Consider the following 20,822-nt stretch of genomic DNA (forward strand, 5'->3'; position numbering starts at 1 on the left):
GGTGATAGGATGTCAGAAAAAAACAAAGCAAATAAAAGTATATGGCGTAATTCGATTTTCATGAAAATTTTCGCTTCTTATTCTGTATCCATTATGGGCAACTACTTTGATTCAATAGCACTTATGATCATGTTTGGCTACCTTTGGCAGGCAGAACCGATCGTTATCGCATTTATTCCTGTCGCGGTTGCCTTGCCTCAGGCTATATTAAGCCAATTTACAGGTGTCCTTGCGGATAAAATGAACAAAGTGAAGCTCATGCTTGTTTCTGATCTTTTAACAGCAATGCTGACCTTATTATTGTTATGGGCTGCAAATCCGTGGGTTGCCTTACTTTTAATCAGCTTGCGTTCCACTGTTAATGTTGTCCATTTCCCAGCACAGCAGAGTCTAATTAAGCATGTTGTTCCTGAACAGCAGCTGATCAAAGCTGTATCTTTAAATGGAATGGTTATGCAGCTTTCAAAGATTATCGCTCCACTTCTGGGTGGAATTTTAGCTGGCGCGACTTCCCCGCAGCTATGCATTCTTTTAAATGCAATTGCCTTTTTTATCTCCAGCGGGATATTAATGACACTTGTAAAGAATAAAAAAATCACGCAGACATCTGCAGACCCTAATGAAACGGAAGAAGCTTCCACACTCCCGGCTTCCTTCTGGCAGTCTTGGAAGGAAGGGTGGGGATTTATTTTTAGCAGCCGCATTCTCAAAGTCAGCTTTTTACTATCGTTTATCGGACTAAGCTTTATCCAAATGATTGATGTCCAGTTTACAACCTGGCTTCGGGTTTACGCACCGGAACGGCCAGAGCTTATCGGCTGGATCTTCGCCTCTTCCGGTTTTGGCGCATTGATGATGATGATGTTTTTAAATCGGTTCGAGCATTTCCGCTCCTATGGAACTCTTCTTGGCGGCAGTATCTTATTTATCGGAGCTGGATTTGGCGGATTTGGTTTCTTAACAGAAGGTTTTGCCATGTGGCTGCCTGTATTATTAGGAATTTTTATCGGTCTCGGTGTCGGTCTCTACTCCATCGGGTTTCAGTACATTATTCAAAAACATACGACGGAAAAGAGCATTGGCCGGGTATCTGGCATCAGCAACTCCATATCAAGCATGACCGTGGTGATTGCGCCGTTAATTGGCGGAATTCTTGTTCAGAAATGGGGACCTGGCACGATCTTTTTAACCATTGGCGTGATTTGTACACTTATTGGACTTACTTCTCTTCTTTTCCAAAAAGTATTGTGGAAGGAGTCCAAGGAAATTTGCAGCACACAAGAACAAAGCTTATAGTTTATTTGCATTTTCCAAAAAAAAGCAGGAGGCTGTGCTTAAAATGCCCAGCTCTCCTGCTGCTTGTCCTAAATACCTTATCCCTTCAATACATCATGGTCTACATAACGTTCCCCGTTTAATTCGCTAATCACGTTAATTGCCACTTTTGCTCCGTCCCCTGCAGTCACAATGGTATGCACACTGACACCAGCAACTGTTCCAGCAGCCCAAATGCCTCTAACATTTGTCTTGCCCGCTTCATCAGTATCAATGATGGTTTTTACACGCGGCTCTGCACCTTCCTTTGTTGTGATGCCTGCTTCCTCTGCCAAATCTGCCATAAAACCTGTTGCAAGGATGATATGCTTTGCCTCAAATAAAGATTGATCTGTTTTAACAACGAATCCAGAGTCTCCGCCTTTAATAGACTCAACGGATCCCTGCACAAACTCCGCACCAAACTTTTCTGCCTGCTTCTTCCCCTGCTGAACAAGATCTGGTCCAGAAATTTCAGATACACCGTAATGATTTTCAACCCAGGCACGCTTTGTGACACCTTTATCATTGTCGATTACAAGTACCTTTTTTCCTGCCTTCGCTGCAAATATGGCTGCACTTGCTCCAGATGGTCCAGCACCAACAATTAAAATTTCATACATTGTATCTCCTCCATTTCTTCTTATCTATTTAAAGAGTATTAAAAATAAATTTCTTTGTAAAACTGAAAGACTTGAGCAGAAGCTTCATTTTACACATTCATAGAAATTTGTTCACAGAAAAATCAAAATTATCGACAGCCTCCACATTGGAGCTTTTTAACATGTAAAAAGGCGAGCTTCATCCTGTTACTGAAGCTCGCCTCCTTTTTAATTTTTCTCTTGTCTAATTGTCTTTATCAGTTCTTCAAGCCAGTGGATGCTTGACTCGTTTTGAGATGAAATATAGCCGCTCATGAAATCAACAAACCATTCATTCTCTTTGCTGACCTGCAGCTGTGCTTCAATTCCTTTAATTTCGTCCCAATGCCCTCTTACCTTTTCTAATCTTTTATTAAGAATGTTTACGACTTCATCTCGCTCAACATACTTTAAATTGATTAATCCTACCGTCATTCCTTTAATATCATCTGCATTTTTAAATAGGTTGTAAATCAATTTAGGCAGTTCTTCTCGGCCTTTAGCTGTAATTGAAAATACTTGCTTATCTGGACGATTTTCTTCCTTGATAATTTCAACCGTCTCAATTAATCCCTTTTTGGCTAAAGAATCAAAATGGTAATATAGCTTACTCTCTGTTAATCCGCCTAGCTGATCTAGGGGAATTGGTTCAGAAAGCTGTTTTTTTAATTTATATGGATAGGTGTTTTCTTTCATTAGCTTGCTCAAAATAAAAATTTGAACGGACATGATTTTTGCTCCTTCAAGAAAATGATCTCTTTATTATAGCAAAAACTAGGCAGTAACTTCAGCTGTATTCTTTAATCCTTCTGTTTCAGGGTTTTCTTCTGTGCTCTCAACAGGCGCTGGCTTGTGCACAAATGCGACGATTAAAATGTTTAGCAGCAATGCTGCCCCGCCAATAGCAGCCATAGACCAAATAAATGGCGCAGGACTTATGCTGCCGTAGAGACTCGCAAAGTATGCCTGAACAGAATAGTACATTGGTGAAATGTGGCTCATCCATTCATATGGAAGATACATCATATCACGTGTGACTGTGACCCCATTTGCTAATGTTTGAATTAATAAAATCGGTAAGTTTAAAACCATTCCAGCTTCTCCGACTAAAAAGACAAAAACAGCCGTAAAGTTAAAGCAAACGATATAATTTAAAACCTGATGTCCAAATAATTCTAAGAACAAATCTCCACTAGGTTTATTAATGAGGTACGTAATGCCTAACGCAAATAAAGAAGATACAACTGCAACCAATAAAGCCGTTAATTGTACATATGTGAATAAACGTTTCTTACTTGCTTTTCCCCGGCTTTCTCTAAAGGCACTTACTAATTGCATGGCACCAATCATCGCACCTGTATAACCAGCCATTGTTAAGAACATTGGAAGCATATTATGATGCATTCCATCTGGCACTTCATTAATGGAAACAACATTGCCAACATAAGCTGTTTCAATTTTATTTGCTAACAGTTCCGCTTGCTCTTCAGGAACGTTGAAATTCATGATTACACCTTTGGCTGTTTGTTCTGAGAACTGTGTACTCAACTGGCTATTAATCTGTGTAACGACAGAATTCATCGTAGAAGAGACTGTTGTTGCACCTGCTTCATTGATTGTGAAGTCAATACTAGATGAAACTTCTCCTTTTTGGAGATCCGCAGAAAAGTTTTCTGGGATATGCACAACTAATGCTAAATCATTATGTTCTAAATCATTTAATGCTTCCTTATTACTTAATTCCGTTTCAATTTCCTTAAATGGCAAATTCTCTTTCAGCTGATCAGCAATCGTTGCCCCATATTCTCCAGCATCTTCATTAATGATCGCAATTGGCAATTGATCGATATTCCCGGGGATCGATGAGTACCCCGGCAAGAATATTCCCAGCATGGCTGCCGCATAGAATACACCCATAAAGATGGTGGCAATTGCTCCTCTTGTTTTCAAAAACTGCGTAAATTTCATTGTGCTGTCCCCTTTATCTATTCTATTTCGCTTAATAACTTTTAACAAAGTGCTTTTTCTAAAATACTTTAAACAAAGTACTTATGAAGTTTACTCCAATCATTTTACAAAGTCAATATTGCAATTGGAGTTTTTTTTCAGAAAAAACCCCGTTAAGCGAAACGGAAACGACTGTTTGCTTAACGGGGTTTTGTTTGAATTTGTTATTAAAAGGAAATGATTAAACGGAAGATTGGCTCTTAAACTAGAAATATTAGTCTTCATCCTTAACATCTATATCTTCGGGAATTGGTTCATTTAAAACCTCTTCAATGTATTGCTTATACTTTTCCACTTGCTTGAAGTGTGATTGGAATTGATCTTCATTAATTAAATATTCCTGTCCATCATAGAGAGCACGGATTTTATTGTCTAATATAAGCTTTTTCACTTGTGATTCTGAACAAGATAATATTTCTGCCGTTTCCTTAACGGTTAAATACATTATACATCCACCCTTTCTTTACTGTTTCCATATCCTGCGACTAGCTAAAAATAGGTACTTCATTTAAAATGAACTAGGTACAAAGATTCATCTTCTGAATACTAACTCATATTATACTAAAAATAATATAAAGTGAGCGAACCTTAGGAGGACTCCCTTTTTTCAACCTATTATAAATAGAACACATCATACAGGATGATCATTCATATCTTCAGAACGCACCAAAAAAGGAGCACTGCCAAAAGCATGAATAAAAAAAAGATTATTGGTTTGTATTGCATAGCGGGCCTGATATGGATATTTGGCACCAATTATATACTAGAACAATTTGAGCCTTCTCCATTTCTGCAGTTTATTACCAGCAGTAAAGAAGTTTTGTATATTGTTCTGACAGGATTACTCTTTTATTATTTTATCAAAAAAACAGAAGAGCTCAATAAGTCACGTGAAGAGGAAAAGCGGCTTTCTACGCTCATTAATTCAATGGTTGATTTCGTCAACTTTAAAGATGGCAAAGGCAGATGGATTGAGGCCAATGAATTTGGATTGAAGCTCTTTGACTTAGAGCATGTTGACTATAAAGGAAAAACAGATTCTGAGCTTGCAGAGTACACGGGATTTTACCGCGAAGCTTTAATTTATTGCGAGGAATCTGACGAAGCCGCCTGGCAGTATGGGACCATCAGCCGTGTGGAAGAAGTTATTCCCACAAAGGATGGCGGTACTAAAACCTTTGATACGATTAAAGTTCCCTTATTTAATAAAAATGGGAGCCGGCAGGGGTTAGTCATCATTGGAAGAGATATTACGGATCGAATTGAAGTGGAGCGCTTATTAGAGGAAACCAAGCAGCAATATAAATCACTATTTGAATATAACACTGGTATCATTATAATGACAGACTTAGATGGTCAAATTACCCAAGTGAATCCACAGTTTATCGAATCGACTCAATTTACAGAAGACGAGGTAAAGGGAAAATGTCTTTCGAATTTTATTAAAGGGGAGCAGCAGTCTGCTATTCTTGCCAAGATTAACGAAATGGATGCAGATCCACTGCCACAAATCAGTGAAATTGAGTTAACGACTAAAAGTGACGAAAAAATTTCGCTTGAATGTAATATTCTCCCGATCGTCATTAATGAAAAGACGGCTGGAATTATTGTCCAAGGAAAAGATATTACAAAATTACGGATGACCGAGGAAAAACTTCGGCTATCTGAAAAGCTTTCGGCTGTTGGTGAGTTATCTGCCAGTATTGCTCACGAAATCAGAAATCCGCTTACTTCTCTTAAAGGTTTCGTGCAGCTATTAGAAAGCGAAAATGAAAAGCACCGTTTCTATTACCGTATTATGCAGGAAGAGCTGGACCGGATTAATTACATCGTGAGCGAACTTCTTCTTTTAGCAAAACCACAGGAAGTAAGATTTGTGAATGCCGATATACAAACCATCCTGTTTAATGTGACATCCCTTTTAAAAACAGAAGCAACTCTGTTTGATGTGGTCATTGACTTAAAAAAATCAAAGTTTCCTGCTGAAATTGAATGTGAACCTAATCAGTTAAAGCAATTGTTTATTAATATCATAAAAAATGCGATTGAAGCCTCAATTAGCGGCGGCAAGGTAACCATTTCTTTTCACATTGAAGAAAATGAGGCTGTTATATCCATAAAAGATACTGGTGTCGGCATTTCCGCTGATTCATTAAAGAAGCTAGGGCAGCCTTTTTATTCATCAAAAGAAACTGGAACAGGTCTAGGTTTAACTGTCAGTTACCGTATTGTGCAGCTGCATCGCGGAACGATGACCTTTAACAGCAAGGTAAGTGAAGGAACAGAGGTTCTAATCCGCCTTCCGCTGACTCGCTCAAGCCAGTAAGGCAAAATGGTATGTTATGTGTAAATCTGGGACACATGGAGCAATGCTAAGAATGTGCCGGTTGCTAGATGCAGAACCTCCTATTAAAGACTCCTCTCCTGAAAAAGCCGTTCCCACATTTGGGTAACGGCTTTTCCTTTTATTCTCCCTTAATCTCAAGCAGCTTTATACGAAGGTCATTTTCCATATTCGCAAGGTCTTGCTCTGCTTGCCTGCGTTTTGTTCTGCCTTCTTCTTGAATTCTTAAAGTTTCTTCTAAAGTAGAGATTAGATTTTCCTGCGTTTTCTTGAGTGTTTCAATATCTACTAAGCCACGCTCATTTTCTTTAGCTGTTTCAATGGTATTCGTTTTCAGCATTTCAGCATTTTTTAAGAGCAAGTCATTTGTTGTTTTTGAAACTTGCTTTTGCGCTTCAACAGCAGAACGCTGACGAATGAGTGTCAATGCAATCGCCACTTGATTTTTCCACAAAGGGATGGCTGTCATGATGGACGATTGGATTTTTTCAACGAGAGCCTGGTTCGTATTTTGGATGAGGCGAATTTGCGGAGCACTTTGAATCGTGATTTCTCTGCTAAGCTTTAAATCATATAAACGTTTATCCAATCGATCTGCAAATTGAATCATATCATTCACTTCTTGAAACTTCATTTGATCATTGGATTTTTCGGCTTCCTGTTTTAAAGCTGGGATTGTTTTCTCATGAAGTTCCTCCAGCTTTAATTCTCCTGCAGCAATATATACATTTAATGCGTGAAAATACTCTTTATTGCTTTCATAAAGCTTTTCCAGCATAACAATATCTGTTAACAAAAGGTTTTTGCTGCGATCGAGCTTTACACTAATGCGGTCAATTTGAGCTCCTGTTTTTTGATACTTGGATAACACTTCTTGAATTGAGCCTGATAGACGGCCAAACATCCTGGAGAAGAAGCCTGCTTTTTCAGGTTTTAGTTCATCTGGGTTCACTTCATTAAACTTTTTCATTAAATCGCCGATAATCTCGCCAATTTCACCGACGTCCTTTTTCTGAACATGCTCAAGCATGGTGTGTGAAAAGGAGAGCAGCTTCGATTGCGCAGGTGTTCCATACGAAATCATCGCCTGATGGTTCTTTGGATCAATCTGCTCCGCGAGCTGGTATGCTTTTGCCCTATTTTCTTCTGGAATGACATCAATAAGCCTAGGCTGTCTCTTAGCCCCCGCAGCTTCTTGAGCTGGCATTTGCAGAGCATCTTCTCCAAATGGATTCGCCAGCAAGTCATCGAGCAGATTGGCATCAGTTGTTTTCTTTAGTAAAGGAGATTCTTGTTCATTCATTTTATACGCCTGCTTTCATCTGCATTTTTACGGGATTCCTTCAATGTATTAATGGAATGCTTTGCAACATCTATTTCAAAGTGCAGCTGATCAATATCTTCTGCAATCACATCATATAAATCCTTCTCTACAAAAGCAGTTAATTCCTGCAATGTTTTTCTTGTATCTCTCAAAGAATGTTCAAGTTCCATGGTCATTTTCGGCTGAGAAGATAAAAACACATACTTTTCCGCCAGTTCCACAGCTGAGTCAAGATGTGAAAAATAAAACCGTTCAGCAAGGTAAAAGCGCTTTGGTTCTTTTTTTGTAAGGCGGTATATTTTCCGAGTTACACGGATGAACTGCACTCTCTCTTTCAAGGAGGGCATGTGCCGAATGGACATTAAGGCTTTATGAAGTCTTGCCAGCTTGCCTTTTGCTTCATCCAGATTTTTTGTAATATACGCGTATTCTTTCCTCGAAAGACCATGACGCTTTAAGAATCGGGACTTCATTAGTGCACCTGAGAGCCAAAATGTTAATATTCCTGCACTGATTCCAATTACACCAGAGAGCGGGAATGTTTGATCAAAAGCAAAATATGCCATGAGCCAAGCTGTAACAGCTGTTGGAGCTGCAATTAAAGATTTTAATATAAACGCTACAAACGAATTCATATTGATCGCTCCTATCTTAACCCTTTCTTTATATACGATGTATAATCTGCGAAGGTTTCAGCAGACAAACTCCAATTTTTTCATGTAACCGCCTTTTCTTATCCTTAACGATACACGAAAAAACAACAAGTCTCCATAGACTACAATCCGATTCTATTATAAGACTTAAGACTTAGATCTTTGTCCGTTTGGTTAATCTGCACAAATGACTCTAATTCATTAGTGAATTCCCTATTATTCGTTTATTGAATCCACTCGAGGTTTGACAGTTTTTTTGCTGATTCAATACATTTTATTTCATTCGATGACGTTTCAATTAAAAAGGTATCAACTTCAACTACATAGGGCTAGGAATCGAAAACACGATGCAATTTATCTAAAAGGCAGTTATAAGTTTGTGAATTTGGGCAGTTGAACCGTAACGACTGTTCCGTGTCCTGGTTTACTGTCAATTTGCATGGTCCCATTATGCTCTTGAATAATCTTATTGCTTACAGTCAGGCCAAGCCCGATCCCCTTGTCCTTTGTTGTATAAAAAGGAGTGCCCAAGTAATTTAGAATTTCTGGCTCAATTCCCATACCTGAATCTGAAATCTGAACGATGATTAAGTCTTCTTCTTGCTCGCTGATATTGCAATGAATTTGGCCTCCATCTGGCATAGCTTCGATCGCATTCTTTAGAAAATTCATGAATGCCTGCTGCAGCTGATCTGGATTACATTTTAAAAATAATGAGTTTCCCTCAATCGTATTAATAATTTTGACATTATGTATGTAAGCATCTGAACGGAGCATTTTTATAGCACTTGTTATGATGGAAGAGAGAGAACTGCTTTTTAATTCAACGGCCTGAGGTTTTGCCAAAGCCAAGAATTCATTTACACTTTTATCAATATTTTTTAGTTCATCCATTATAATGGTTAAATATTCTGCTTGCCGTTCCTTTTCGTCACTATATTGGAGCAGCTTTGAGAATCCTTTAAGAGCCGTGAGCGGGTTTTTTATTTCATGGGCCACACTTGCAGCCATCTGTCCTATAATTGATAGGCGATCTAGATTTCGAAGCATTTCATCATTCTTTATACGATCATCTATATTTCTGCTAATTTTTAAAAAGAGGTCGATCTCATTTGCTTCGTTATATATAGGTGATATATTCGATTCAATATGCCTAATTTCATTTTGCTCGGTTCTGGTTTTTGCCTGAATAATTTCAGATTTACCATTCTTCGCAATTCTTTGCAGCAGTTCATCTACCGGTTCATCATTTAACGGCTGAATTAAGGTTGCCAGCTTCTTCCCTTTCAATGTTTCAGGGGATACGCCCAGCTCTGTATGGTGTGAAGGGGACGCATACAATACTTCATAATCCTTTGTATAGATTTTAATCATATCAGTTGTATTTTCAGTAATTAAGTTATACAGCTTTTTAATTTGAATTAATTCTCTTTCCATTTCTTTTAATTCCGTTATATCCCGTAAAACAGCGATAATGCCTATTACTTTTCCATTCGAATCACGAAAAGGCGAATATGAGACAGCAATATCCAATTGCCTTCCATCTTTATGATAACGAATCGTGTTTAAATTACTGTAAACCTTTCCTGTCTTTACTTCCCTGATTATATCAATGACAGATACAGGGTTCGGCATTTCCGCTATATTTCTTCCTAGCACATCCTCTTCTGTATATCCAAAAATATACGTAAATGTCGGATTAATCCTTCTAAAACAATCTTGCATATCAAAGATCGCTATTCCATCTGCACTGCTCTCAAGAAACAAATCAAGCACCTCATTGCAGCTAACACCTTCCGTAAAGTCTAATTCGGGATCACCCTTCAGCATAAAAACCTCTCCAGCCCTCTTTTTTATATTATTTTACAGAATCTTGAGATAAATAAGAATACCCTTTTTTATAGTGGTGTCACTGGGACGCCCCGGGTTCTGTCGATTCATGTCACTATATAGGAGTGAATAAAAAAAGCAAGAGTCATTGATTTAACAATGCTCTTGCTATGCTGTGCATATTATTTTTTAAATATCCCAAATGGTTTTCCTACTGGGAGGACAACTCTTCCAAAATGCGTGTTTAAAACTACAGCCGCTGAACCGTAAAACGATAGTAAGGCAATCCCCATTTCAGCCAGAGCTGCCAGCATATGTGTACCTTCTTCCATGATGCCGAAGCTGCTTAATGATAGACCAATAAATAAAAAATCTATAAGGACAAAAATAAAGAATAGTACTTTATGTGTTTCCATTGCACCAACAGTCATGAATAGGCTAAAAATCAGGTAACCAACAAACGCCATGCCAAGCTGATGCGGATCAGCTGCAGCAGCTAACTGTTCCCCAAAGAAACCGAGCTGAATCAGCCAAGTCGTTCCGACACCAAACCAGAATAAACCAAATGCTCCAAATGCTGTCATCCCGAATATATTATTATGCTTTCCATCAAGCACTGCAGCAAATAATTGTGCTAATCCACCAAGGAAAAATGCCCATGGCAAAATGAGAGAAAGCCCCTCTGTCAATTCCAGCTTTTGCGAAGATGCCACAAATGTGACCATTGCCAAGCCGAATAGACCTATTGCTGACGGATCTGCAGTTGTAATCTTAACTTCTGTTTGATTCTGAATCCCCATAAAATCCTCCTATATAATCACACATATACATGTTCAACAAATAACAAACTTATCAAACATACTTATGTAATGTATAAGAATTGAGGGGGACATGTCAATAGAATATTTTGGATCGCAGTCACAGGAATGCTCCTGCACCTCGAAATTTGTCGATAATTACTCGTTTTTTTTATTTATATAGTTCGACATAACTTTTGGATTAGAGTTACGCAACCGCAGATTCTGTGATTCATCATACATACTTTTTACATGATCTTTACACTTCCTCAAGAAATTTTTCAAAGTGATCTAATACAATAAAGTAAGAACATTAATGGCTGGAGGGATGAATTTGAGGATTACTGTAGTGGGCACAGGTTATGTCGGATTAATAACGAGTATTTGTTTATGCGAAATGGGCCATGCTGTCACGAATATTGATATTGATGCCAAAAGAATCACTCAGCTGAACAACGGCCGCTCCGTCATTTATGAACCAGGATTACAGCAGCTGCTCGAGAAAAGCCTAAAAAATCGCAGACTCTTTTTCACAATTGATCCCAGGTTTGCCTATGCACAAGCAGACCTCATTTTTATTGCAGTTGGAACTCCCGAAAATCCTGATGGCACAGCAAATTTGAGTTTTCTTCAAGAAGCAGTATATGCAATTGCCGCACATATCGAAAAAGATGTCATCATTTGTACAAAAAGCACTGTTCCCGTTGGTACAAATGAAAGAATTGCCGAGATGATTAAAGATATGACACCTTCGCAACTTCATGTCAGTATTGTTTCTAATCCAGAGTTCCTTCGTGAAGGCTCAGCTATTAACGATTTCTTTCATGGGGATCGAATCGTTATCGGAACAGAAGACTCAAAAGCAGCTTCCGTCTTACAAGAACTTTATGCTCCTCTTAATACTGAGATTATGGTCACAGATATTCGCAGTGCAGAAATGATTAAATATGCATCGAATGCTTTTCTTGCCACTAAAATTAGTTTTATTAATGAAATTGCAGCTATATGCGAAAAGGTTGGTGCAGATATCAGTCAGGTTGCGGACGGCATCGGCAAAGACAAACGTATTGGATCATCATTTTTAAATGCCGGGATCGGCTATGGGGGCTCCTGCTTTCCAAAAGATACAAAAGCACTCGTACAGCTTGCCGGGCATGTTGATCACCCGTTTGAATTACTCGAAGCAGTCATCGGGGTCAACAATCGCCAGCATACATTAGCTGTAGCAAAAGCCAAAGAAGCAGCCGGCGGACTCGAGGGCAAAAGGGTTGCGCTTTTAGGGTTAGCATTCAAACCAAATACCGATGATATTCGGGAAGCACCTTCTCTGACAATATTAAAAATGCTGATTCAGGAAAACGCGGATGTAATTGCATATGACCCTGCGGCTACCTTAAATATACAAAGATTATTCGGAAATGAAATAGAGTATACCGAGAATCTTGAAACAGCTTTAAAAAATGCGGACCTTGCCATTATCGCAACCGAATGGGAGTCCATTACCAAATTTCCACTCGTTAAATATGCAGAATTAATGAAAGCACCTCTAGTTATTGATGGACGCAACTGTTACTCGCTCAGTGATATAGAACGACATTCAATAACCTATATTTCAGTCGGTAGATCGCCCCACTTACAATCTGCCATAGCAAAAGTGTAAAAATATCAGGAAAGGACTTAAGGATATGAAAATTTTACATGCTATATATGGGATCGATTGCCGCGTCTTTCAGACCGTTAACCGCCATTTTGAAAATAAAGTACTAAATCCATTTTTCCGAATGATTACCCATCTGGGTGGAGCTCGCTTCACAATCGCTATTACACTATTACTCATGCTTGCTGCCCCTTTAAGATTAGCTGCTTTTTCAAGTGCTTTATCGCTGCTGATCAGTCATTTGCCGGTCCATTTCGTCAAAAAATTTTACCCGCGCAAAAGACCATATTTGACACTGGCAGACTCATTCATTCCTGATAATCCACTGAAGGATCATTCGTTTCCATCAGGGCATACAACAGCTATTTTTGCTATTATTATCCCTTTTATTTTATTAATTCCTTATATTGGACTAATTCTTTTTCCTTTGGCTTTTATCGTTGGAATCTCAAGGATCTATTTGGGACTGCACTACCCTACCGATGTCCTTGCGGGCTCCTTGCTTGGCACGATCACTGGTATAGCTTGCTTTTTTGTTTTTCATTCTTAATAAGAGAGGGAGATTCAGGTGAAAATTGCTTTTTTTACAGATACCTTTTACCCGGACATCAATGGGGTTGCCCGTACATTAAAACGTTTCACTGATTATCTATCCTCACAAAATATTGAAGTGAAGGTATTTGCTCCTGATGGTGAAAAGTCTGATGAATATATTTCAGCAAATATTCATCGCTTCAAAAGTCTCTCCTTTTTTCTTTATCCTGAATGCAGACTCGCACTACCTAATCTTTTTAATATGAAAAGAGAATTAACAGAGTTTCAGCCGGACCTCATTCACGTAGCAACCCCCTTTAACCTTGGTTTATGCGGAGTGTTCTTCGCAAAAAAATTAAATATTCCTTTAGTAGGCTCTTATCATACGAACTTTGACCATTATTTAGAGTATTATGATCTGCAATTCTTTTCTAAGATGGTTTGGAAATATATGAATTGGTTTCATCGCCCATTTCAAAAATTATTCGTGCCTTCTCTTGATACAGAAGAGCAATTAACTCAACAGGGGTTTCATAATTTGGAAATCTGGTCAAGAGGCGTTGATTGCGAACTGTATCATCCCTATTATGATAAATTTACTGTTCGGCATAAATACAATATTCGCAGCAAGTATTTACTTGTTTACGTAGGCAGATTAGCTCCAGAAAAAAACGTTAACACACTGCTCGAAATTGCGGATGACCTTCCTCCGCATCTGAAGGAAAATAGTCATTGGCTTATAGTTGGGGATGGTCCTTCAAGAACTGAAATGGAGGAAGCAGCACCGCCGAATATGACATTTACAGGCTATCTAAAAGGAAAAGAACTAGCAAACATCTATACGGCAGGTGACTTATTCGTTTTTCCTTCTACTACAGAAACATTTGGAAACGTTGTACTTGAATCTTTAGCAAGCGGAACTCCAGTTATTGCTGCAAACGCTGGTGGTGTTAAGAATATTATTAAACATGGTTCAACAGGTACACTTTGTACACCAGGTTCAGCCGTAGAGTTTGCAGATTCTATTATTTCCTTGCTCTATGATGATAAATATCGCTATCAAATGGGCTCAAACGCCAGAAATTATGCTCTCACCCAAAAATGGGATACCATTTTCAATTCGCTTCTTGATCATTATTCAGATGTTATAAAAGAGCGATCTGCTGAGAAATATGCTTAAGACCACATAGGATAAGACTTTTTAGTACTCCTCAAGTTTTGTTATTAGCCAAAAAGGTTCCAGCTGATAAGCTTGGAACCTTTTTAGCACTGTGCTATTAAGAAATACTAATTACTCTGCGCCAATACAAATATCATCAAGGACTTATCTTCTTTAAAATTCCAATCAATCATTATATCCTTTACATGGGTCTTAAAAATAGATTCAAATTTGCCGCTTCGATGGAAATAACTTTTTTCAAGCTCATCCTTTGTATATCTAAGCTCTTTTTGAAATCCTTGAGATATGAGTGCCTTTTCGATTGGAATTAATATTCCGATTCTCTCTACTAAACAGATTGTCTTTGAGAGCGGATATGTACGAACTTGATCTGGGACTTTCTGTACAATGGCGCTAATTCTTCCAACCTCTTGTTCAAGACTTTTAATGTCTATATCGGTTTGGAAGCCATCTCCCTCATACTCGTCCAATACAAAAATCAAAACACCAGAGTTATTCGGAAAGTTCCAGTCATGATAGCATTCTGCGACCTCAACATTTAGCGTGATCTTCACAAGACCTCTAATTTCATCCAATAGATGATTAATAATGGATGCTCTAGCATCATCCACATATTTGCCTTGTCCCTGCTGGATTAGAATCTCTTCCATCGGATTAATAAAACCAGTTATATAGGTTACTAAATGTTTAGTTCCAACCGTTGTACGGCATGATTTGGGTCCTCTGCCGAAATTTTTCCTCAGCAATTTGCTGATATAGCTGCTGATGTATTCAGCCTTCGTATGATCCATTTGCTTGGAACTCCCCTCCACTTATAAATATAGAATGATGTGTACTTATTATGTAAAATATGAAAAGGAAGAAAGGGAGGCATGCGAATTACGAGCTTACAACTCCTTACGAAAAGTAAATACAAGGTAGCTTTTATCATTTTGATAATCCCACATGATAAAAATATCTTCTATTATACGGTTAAAAAAATCCTCTAATGTCTGTTTTTGCTCAAGATATCCCTTTTTAATGCTCTCCGAATACCGATAAAGAAGGTTCATATTCCCCGTTTGATAGACGAAGTTTTCAAGCGGAGCCAGTATTCCTTCCGCTTCAATTATGCAGATACTAGGTGCATATTTTAAAATACTTAAATGTTCCGGCCTCTTATGTAAACGCGATCCAATTTTATCAATCATAGAGAAAATAGCGCTTTTCGTTCCTAATGGCAATCTTTCTTCAACATTAGCTTGTCCGTTCCCCAGCAGAATCATTCCTGTGTTTTTCTCATAATTCCAGTCATGGTAAAAGTTAGAATATGGATGACCTAATGTTTGAGTGATTTCAAAAGAAAACTCTTTAATTACAGCTTCTATAATTGCCGTACGAAAATGAATCGCAATTTCCCATTGTTTATTATCCAGCAAAACTTCTTCAGCTGGGGTAATAAAGTTTCGCATGAAAATATAAAGCTTTTTTTCATCTCCATTCACATAGCAAGTTTCAGGACCTTTGCCGAATCTCCTTTTCAGCAGCTTGCTAAGTGTACTGCTCAGATGCAGCATATGATCTTGAGTAGCCTTAATAGTAACCTCTCCTTTCTACGGATGTGGTAGCGGGCCAAACCAGCAGTTTTCTTTCCTTCTATGCTTTGCTGCATTTCATCCGATCCCTTGCAGATCCTATTCTTTTTCAATATGGGTTAATTATAGGTAGTGTAAGAAAGGCACCACATTTGGCTATTATCATTTTCTCGCACTGGACAATCTTCCCAGTCACATGTATATATGGCTTTTTTCCCAACTATCTATCTTTAGAAACCATAAAAGTCTCTATTCTATAAAAAATGATGAAGCAGAGGGATTTATTTGCTTTAACTAAAATGCCTGCCCAACATTTATAATACAAAAAAGGCCTAACTTCCCAATTAAGAAGTTAGGCCACGGATAAGACGACTAAATTATAGTTTCTTCCATTTACCATACAGAAATATGAATAGTTATGTATTTTCTCATAGATTGCGTTTCTCCAAACCTAATGACAGCAAGACATTAGACTTTATTATTCTAACACTATAAAGGATGAACTGCAATCTTTAAGACTCGCGTGGTAAGACCACCTCAATACAGGTTCCTGATGAACTGCTGCTAACGAGCATATCTCCCTTATGCTCTTTAATAATCTGATAGCTGACCGGCATTCCCAGCCCCGTCCCTTGCTCCTTCGTTGTAAAAAATGGCTCGCTAATTCGTTCTAATATTTCTGAAGGAATTCCTGGTCCTTCGTCAACAATGCGGATGATCACTTGGTTTTCTGAAAGAAATTCTCCTTCAATGGTGATTTTCCCGCCGTCTGGCATTGCCTCAATCGCATTTTTAATATAGTTAATAAAAACTTGCTTTAACTGATTTTCATCTCCATATATAGAAGCATCCTTAAAGCAATATGTATCTTCAATCTCTATATCATTCAGCAGTGCCTGGGATCTCATCAATGTAAGAATCTGCTCGAGCAGAGAATCCAGCTTCACTTTTTTATAGGAAACCTTATTAGGTTTCGCTAAGACCATAAGTTCTCTTAGGATTAATTCAATTCTTTCGATTTCTGATTTTATGATCTCAAAATAGCTCGCTTTTTTCCCTTTATAGTCTTTCATCATTAATTGCAGGAAACCTTTTATAGCTGTCATCGGATTTCGGATTTCATGTGCTATACCTGCCGCCAGCTGACCCGCAACAGCCTGTTTTTCAGACATGAATACTTGGTCATTATGATGTGTCATTTTTTTTATAACAGCATAGCTGCCTATTGTTGCTTTATGTAAAACGATTGGAAATGCGGTCAGATGAACATGAATATAATCGCCTGATTTCGTTTTAATATGTGTATCAAAATGACTAAGTGTATCTCGATTTTGTTCTTTAAAATAGTGATTTTGCTCGTTCAAAGATGACGCTGGAAAAATATCATTGATCACCATATCTTTGATTTCTCCAGAAGAATAATCTAAGAAACGCTGACATGCTTCACTTATAAAGGCCAATTGCCCATTCTTTTTAAGAATCAAAAAAGAATCCGCTGTATTTGATAGGATAGAGAAATCATTCATCCTATAAATATAGTTCTCTAGATGGATATTTTCCCATTCTTTTTCGCAGATGGCCATTAGAATACCTCCTTTTTCATATTGTTAAACTCTATACCTTCCTTCATGTCTGAATGCCAAATTCATTGGCATCACCTAACACTGACGCTCAGTCTTATTTCTCTGCCCCTAAATAAAGCATAACGCTCATTGAAAGCAGTAGATGTGAACATAGCATACGCAAGATCATAAAGAGACAAATGGTTATTGCCTATTCCCCTCTCGATCTGAGTAATTCGCGAAGCATGGGACCTAAAGATGTGGGGAATGAAAGTAATCATTGTGTATGTAAATAAATCCTTATAGGAAGGTATAACATTAAATAAAAAAACAAAAAGCCAAAATAAGCGTAGTTAATCTACACTTATTTTGGCTTAAAACCCAGCAGTATCTCTGGAGGATCATTCCCTATTTCATATAAAAATTTAAGTATTATTAATAAGGTAAAGCTTTAAACTCCTACCTCATTCTTCATTTTATACTTATTTCTCCATTCTTTCAATTTGTTTTCTTATTTTTCAGTTTTATATAAAAGCTTTTTTCGCAAACTTTGTTGCTTTTACATTAATGTACAAAGATTTCCACTTCAGAGTACTCGCTTTCCGGCGGGGCGGGTGCTGAGCCTCCTCTTCGCTACGCTCCTGCGGGGTCTCAGCTCCCCACTCGTCCCGCAGGAGTCTCGCACTCTTTCGTTTCAATCAAACAGACATAATACTAAATGACCCTTTAAAAAGTGTTTATTAAAACAACAGTCACTAAGAAAAGAGCCTATATAAAAATCGATCCATATGAATCCACAAATATAATTATCTTTCATACACTTCTTCTCTAGTATGAAAGCCATCACGAATAATTGTTTCTTCCAAATTCTTTGCATCAACTGAAATTGGAGGCAGCAGCAAAAAAGGGACATGTGCTTTCCCATTGTTTACTGTGTTTACTGTTCCCATATCCTCGCCTGCTGCAAGCTTCACCGCCAGCTCCGCCACTTCTTCGGCAAGTATACTAATTGGTTTATAAACCGTCATTGTTTGCGTACCATCAGCAATTCGCTGTACCGCTGCTAGATCTGCATCCTGCCCTGCAACTGGAATTTCACCTGCAAGTCCCGCTTCCTCAAGCGCTTTTATCGCTCCGCCTGCTGTAGCGTCATTGGCAGCGATCACAGCATCAATCTCAGCAGAGTTGGCTTCCAAAGCTTGCTTCATATGTTTGTAGGCATTTTCTGGATCCCAGTTTTTTGACCATGCATCATAAACAATCGTTATATCACCACGATCAATGGAAGGCTGCAGTACATTGAACACTCCTTGTTTAAATAGATGGGCATTATTATCTGTTTCGGCTCCACCAATATAAACATATTTGCCTTTGGGAACAAGCGATCTGATGGCTTCTGCTTGCAGTTCGCCTACTTGCTCGTTATCAAAGGATACATAATAATCAATATCAGCATTGCGGATCAGACGATCATAGGAGATTACTTTAATGCCAGCCAAATGGGCTTTATGAACAATAGCAGCCGTTGCTTCTGCATTATGGGGTACTACGACGAGCAAATCAACGCCTTGATCAATAAGCGTTTCTGCCTGTAAAACCTGAAGTGCGTCATTGCCGTTTGCAGCCATAACTTTAACTTTTGCTCCTAAACTCTCTGCCGCCTGTTTAAAAAGATCCCGATCCTTATACCATCGTTCTTCTTCCAATGTATCCATAGAAAAGCCGATTTCAATGACGTCATCGGAGGCAGGAGCAGGAATTTTAGTAGCTGGGTGTTGCAATTCCATTGTTTCAGTTGATTCACAGGCCGTTAGAAACCCTGCAGAAACCAGCAGCATAAGAAGAAATATATATCGCAATGTTCTTCTCCCTCCTTCTTATTTTCGGAGCACCGCTTTGCGATATTCCATCGGTGTAATGCCGCACATTTTTTTAAATACCTTGCTAAAATAGTTGGGATCATGATAACCAGTTTCGAAGGTGATTTCTTTTATACTTTTCTTTGAATCTCCTAATAAAGACTTTGCCTTCTCCATACGGCATTGTGTTAAGTAATCAATATAATTTACACCTAGCTTTTCCTTAAACATTTTACTAATATAAATGGGGCTGAGTTCGACCATTTGCCCTAAAGATTCCAGTGAAATATCTTTGTGAGAATGCTCAAAAATATATTGTTTCAGTTTGTGGAATGTGTCCGCCTCAAGATGGTCATTGTGGATCATGTATAATTGCTTCATTCCATCGAGCATATGTACAGTTACTCTCTTAAGCTCAGCGGCATTTTTCATTTCATAAGAATAAACAGGGGTTTCAACATCCATGCCAAGCTCACTCATCACGCGTGCAGCTACCCAAAGAACTTCAAGTACTCGCTGCTGTGTGTAGTGAATGGGTGTCCCTTTCTTTTCGTAATAAGCAATCATCTCACTTACATACCGTTTGATGTGTTCCCACTGGCCAAGTCTGATTTGATCTGAAAATTCTTTGCGCTGATGAATCCGCGGCTTGCCATCACTTTTATTTCCGATCTTAGGGACATCTTCATAGAATCGGTATTTGACAGGAAGAGATGTATCCATCGTTGCGATTAAAGCATGCTGATATGACTGTCGTATTTCTTCAAGGCTCTTACACACACTGCCAATCCCGATAAACCACCCATCTGTTTTTGCTTTCGATATGGACAATAGCTCACGCGCAAGGCTCGTCGCCTGTGATCGATATGTTTTTTCAGAATCACAGCATACAATGATAGGAAGCTGATTTCCATGTATAGCACCGATCCATCCTGTATTTTTGCTTCTTATTTTATCCTTTATCACAGAATAAATTTGCTCTTCTCCAGCCGGCACCAATACGAGCATCACATACATATCCATTGTATGAGGAATATCAAGCATTTCGACAAGCAAATCTACATGGACATCGTGAACATGATCAAATAAAAGCTGTGTGAAGATATCCTTCTCCGCAAGGGCAAGTGTTTTTTGCTGCTGAAGCTTTCGTTTTTCCTGGTTATGCTGTTCTTCTTCAATCTTTTGTAATACTTTACCTACAACAGAAACAATATCACTCGCTCGGCTTGGTTTCAGTAAATAATCCTTCACCCCAAGCTTAATCGCCTGATGTAAATATTCAATAGTGTCATATGCCGTCACCATGATAAACTGAATATAAGGAAATTCATCTTTAATGATCTCAACAGCTTCGAGTCCATTTATTCCTGGCATTTTAATATCCATTAAGATAAGATCAGGCTGAAAAGTTCTGGCCATTTCTGCTGCTTCCTGCCCATTTCTTGCCTGATCAATTAGAAGATTAGAAAAACTATTCTCTAAGATCGCCTGCATGCCTTCTCTTTCAATTTGCTCATCATCCACTAACAGGAGTTTCATCATTTCG

Annotated in this window: 18 protein-coding genes; 5 read left to right on the top strand and 13 right to left on the bottom strand. The window is 38.4% G+C overall.

Annotated elements, in window-relative coordinates:
- The first annotated feature begins 9 nt into the window (after window positions 1-9).
- A complete protein-coding gene (locus B7E07_RS20025) occupies window positions 10-1,296 on the top strand; it encodes an MFS transporter (RefSeq protein WP_080848575.1) in 1,287 nt (428 codons plus the stop codon).
- Window positions 1,297-1,373: 77 nt separating this feature from the next.
- On the opposite strand, the gene B7E07_RS20030 is transcribed toward B7E07_RS20025, so the two are convergent.
- The 4 genes from B7E07_RS20030 to B7E07_RS20045 all read right to left on the bottom strand — a co-directional run bounded on the left by B7E07_RS20030 (window position 1,374) and on the right by B7E07_RS20045 (window position 4,407).
- Window positions 1,374-1,937 carry an FAD-dependent oxidoreductase gene (locus B7E07_RS20030; RefSeq protein ID WP_080848576.1) on the bottom strand — a complete coding sequence of 188 codons (564 nt, stop codon included), beginning with the start codon at window positions 1,935-1,937 and terminating at the stop codon, window positions 1,374-1,376.
- Window positions 1,938-2,144: 207 nt separating this feature from the next.
- On the bottom strand, window positions 2,145-2,684 hold the full coding sequence (locus B7E07_RS20035) for a PadR family transcriptional regulator (RefSeq protein WP_080848577.1): 540 nt from the start codon (window positions 2,682-2,684) through the stop codon (window positions 2,145-2,147).
- Between the two features lie 45 nt (window positions 2,685-2,729).
- Window positions 2,730-3,923 (bottom strand): YhgE/Pip domain-containing protein, encoded by a 1,194-nt coding sequence (locus B7E07_RS20040; RefSeq protein WP_080848578.1) that lies wholly within the window; start codon window positions 3,921-3,923, stop codon window positions 2,730-2,732.
- 253 nt (window positions 3,924-4,176) lie between these two features.
- Window positions 4,177-4,407, bottom strand: coding sequence for an excisionase family DNA-binding protein (locus B7E07_RS20045; RefSeq protein WP_080848579.1), 231 nt, complete (start codon window positions 4,405-4,407; stop codon window positions 4,177-4,179).
- A gap of 246 nt (window positions 4,408-4,653) precedes the next feature.
- On the opposite strand from B7E07_RS20045, the gene B7E07_RS20050 reads away from it, so the two are divergent.
- Window positions 4,654-6,288, top strand: a complete 1,635-nt coding sequence (locus B7E07_RS20050) for a PAS domain-containing sensor histidine kinase (protein WP_080848580.1) — start codon at window positions 4,654-4,656, stop codon at window positions 6,286-6,288.
- A gap of 139 nt (window positions 6,289-6,427) precedes the next feature.
- Here B7E07_RS20050 and B7E07_RS20055 read toward each other — a convergent pair whose 3' ends face one another.
- From B7E07_RS20055 to B7E07_RS20070, 4 genes are all read right to left on the bottom strand, one after another.
- The gene (locus B7E07_RS20055; RefSeq protein WP_080848581.1) at window positions 6,428-7,609 is read right to left on the bottom strand and encodes a toxic anion resistance protein; all 1,182 of its coding nucleotides are present in this window, start codon (window positions 7,607-7,609) and stop codon (window positions 6,428-6,430) included.
- Complete coding sequence (locus B7E07_RS20060) at window positions 7,606-8,265, bottom strand: 5-bromo-4-chloroindolyl phosphate hydrolysis family protein (RefSeq protein ID WP_080848582.1); 660 nt, start codon at window positions 8,263-8,265, stop codon at window positions 7,606-7,608. The genes B7E07_RS20055 and B7E07_RS20060 overlap by 4 nt, the downstream gene beginning before the upstream one ends.
- A 387-nt stretch (window positions 8,266-8,652) precedes the next feature.
- Window positions 8,653-10,113, bottom strand: coding sequence for a PAS domain S-box protein (locus B7E07_RS20065; RefSeq protein WP_080848583.1), 1,461 nt, complete (start codon window positions 10,111-10,113; stop codon window positions 8,653-8,655).
- A 182-nt stretch (window positions 10,114-10,295) separates the two neighbouring features.
- A complete protein-coding gene (locus B7E07_RS20070; protein ID WP_080849305.1) occupies window positions 10,296-10,907 on the bottom strand; it encodes an acetate uptake transporter in 612 nt (203 codons plus the stop codon).
- Between the two features lie 337 nt (window positions 10,908-11,244).
- Between B7E07_RS20070 and B7E07_RS20075 the strand changes: the two genes are divergently transcribed.
- From B7E07_RS20075 to B7E07_RS20085, 3 genes are read left to right on the top strand one after another with little or no spacing between them, the layout of a single operon-like run.
- Window positions 11,245-12,570: a UDP-glucose dehydrogenase family protein gene (locus B7E07_RS20075; RefSeq protein ID WP_080848584.1), complete on the top strand. Its 1,326-nt coding sequence runs from the start codon at window positions 11,245-11,247 to the stop codon at window positions 12,568-12,570.
- A 25-nt stretch (window positions 12,571-12,595) separates the two neighbouring features.
- Window positions 12,596-13,117 (top strand): phosphatase PAP2 family protein, encoded by a 522-nt coding sequence (locus B7E07_RS20080; RefSeq protein ID WP_080848585.1) that lies wholly within the window; start codon window positions 12,596-12,598, stop codon window positions 13,115-13,117.
- 18 nt (window positions 13,118-13,135) lie between these two features.
- On the top strand, window positions 13,136-14,281 hold the full coding sequence (locus tag B7E07_RS20085; RefSeq protein WP_080848586.1) for a glycosyltransferase family 4 protein: 1,146 nt from the start codon (window positions 13,136-13,138) through the stop codon (window positions 14,279-14,281).
- 107 nt (window positions 14,282-14,388) lie between these two features.
- On the opposite strand, the gene B7E07_RS20090 is transcribed toward B7E07_RS20085, so the two are convergent.
- From B7E07_RS20090 to B7E07_RS20110, 5 genes are all read right to left on the bottom strand, one after another.
- A complete protein-coding gene (locus tag B7E07_RS20090; protein ID WP_080848587.1) occupies window positions 14,389-15,072 on the bottom strand; it encodes a Na-translocating system protein MpsC family protein in 684 nt (227 codons plus the stop codon).
- Between the two features lie 96 nt (window positions 15,073-15,168).
- Entirely contained in the window at window positions 15,169-15,837 is a 669-nt protein-coding gene (locus B7E07_RS20095) for a Na-translocating system protein MpsC family protein (RefSeq protein WP_080848588.1), read from the bottom strand.
- A gap of 530 nt (window positions 15,838-16,367) precedes the next feature.
- Entirely contained in the window at window positions 16,368-17,438 is a 1,071-nt protein-coding gene (locus B7E07_RS20100) for an ATP-binding protein (protein ID WP_080848589.1), read from the bottom strand.
- A 785-nt stretch (window positions 17,439-18,223) separates the two neighbouring features.
- Complete coding sequence (gene xylF, locus B7E07_RS20105) at window positions 18,224-19,255, bottom strand: D-xylose ABC transporter substrate-binding protein (protein WP_080849307.1); 1,032 nt, start codon at window positions 19,253-19,255, stop codon at window positions 18,224-18,226.
- 39 nt (window positions 19,256-19,294) lie between these two features.
- On the bottom strand, window positions 19,295-20,818 hold the full coding sequence (locus B7E07_RS20110) for a response regulator (protein ID WP_080848590.1): 1,524 nt from the start codon (window positions 20,816-20,818) through the stop codon (window positions 19,295-19,297).
- Between the last annotated feature and the right edge of the window lie 4 nt (window positions 20,819-20,822).

This window comes from Cytobacillus gottheilii, assembly GCF_900166665.1.
GTDB classification, from domain to species: domain Bacteria; phylum Bacillota; class Bacilli; order Bacillales; family Cytobacillaceae; genus Cytobacillus; species Cytobacillus gottheilii_A.

Coding starts and splice junctions, on each gene's coding strand:
- B7E07_RS20080 (WP_080848585.1), top strand. CDS start 12,596: ATGAAAATTTTACATGCTATATATGGGATCGATTGCCGCGTCTTTCAG.
- xylF (WP_080849307.1), bottom strand. CDS start 19,255: ATGCTGCTGGTTTCTGCAGGGTTTCTAACGGCCTGTGAATCAACTGAA.
- B7E07_RS20030 (WP_080848576.1), bottom strand. CDS start 1,937: ATGTATGAAATTTTAATTGTTGGTGCTGGACCATCTGGAGCAAGTGCA.
- B7E07_RS20025 (WP_080848575.1), top strand. CDS start 10: ATGTCAGAAAAAAACAAAGCAAATAAAAGTATATGGCGTAATTCGATT.
- B7E07_RS20100 (WP_080848589.1), bottom strand. CDS start 17,438: ATGGCCATCTGCGAAAAAGAATGGGAAAATATCCATCTAGAGAACTAT.
- B7E07_RS20045 (WP_080848579.1), bottom strand. CDS start 4,407: ATGTATTTAACCGTTAAGGAAACGGCAGAAATATTATCTTGTTCAGAA.
- B7E07_RS20060 (WP_080848582.1), bottom strand. CDS start 8,265: ATGAATTCGTTTGTAGCGTTTATATTAAAATCTTTAATTGCAGCTCCA.
- B7E07_RS20040 (WP_080848578.1), bottom strand. CDS start 3,923: ATGAAATTTACGCAGTTTTTGAAAACAAGAGGAGCAATTGCCACCATC.
- B7E07_RS20050 (WP_080848580.1), top strand. CDS start 4,654: ATGAATAAAAAAAAGATTATTGGTTTGTATTGCATAGCGGGCCTGATA.
- B7E07_RS20110 (WP_080848590.1), bottom strand. CDS start 20,818: ATGATGAAACTCCTGTTAGTGGATGATGAGCAAATTGAAAGAGAAGGC.
- B7E07_RS20065 (WP_080848583.1), bottom strand. CDS start 10,113: ATGCTGAAGGGTGATCCCGAATTAGACTTTACGGAAGGTGTTAGCTGC.
- B7E07_RS20035 (WP_080848577.1), bottom strand. CDS start 2,684: ATGTCCGTTCAAATTTTTATTTTGAGCAAGCTAATGAAAGAAAACACC.
- B7E07_RS20055 (WP_080848581.1), bottom strand. CDS start 7,609: ATGAATGAACAAGAATCTCCTTTACTAAAGAAAACAACTGATGCCAAT.
- B7E07_RS20095 (WP_080848588.1), bottom strand. CDS start 15,837: ATGCTGCATCTGAGCAGTACACTTAGCAAGCTGCTGAAAAGGAGATTC.
- B7E07_RS20090 (WP_080848587.1), bottom strand. CDS start 15,072: ATGGATCATACGAAGGCTGAATACATCAGCAGCTATATCAGCAAATTG.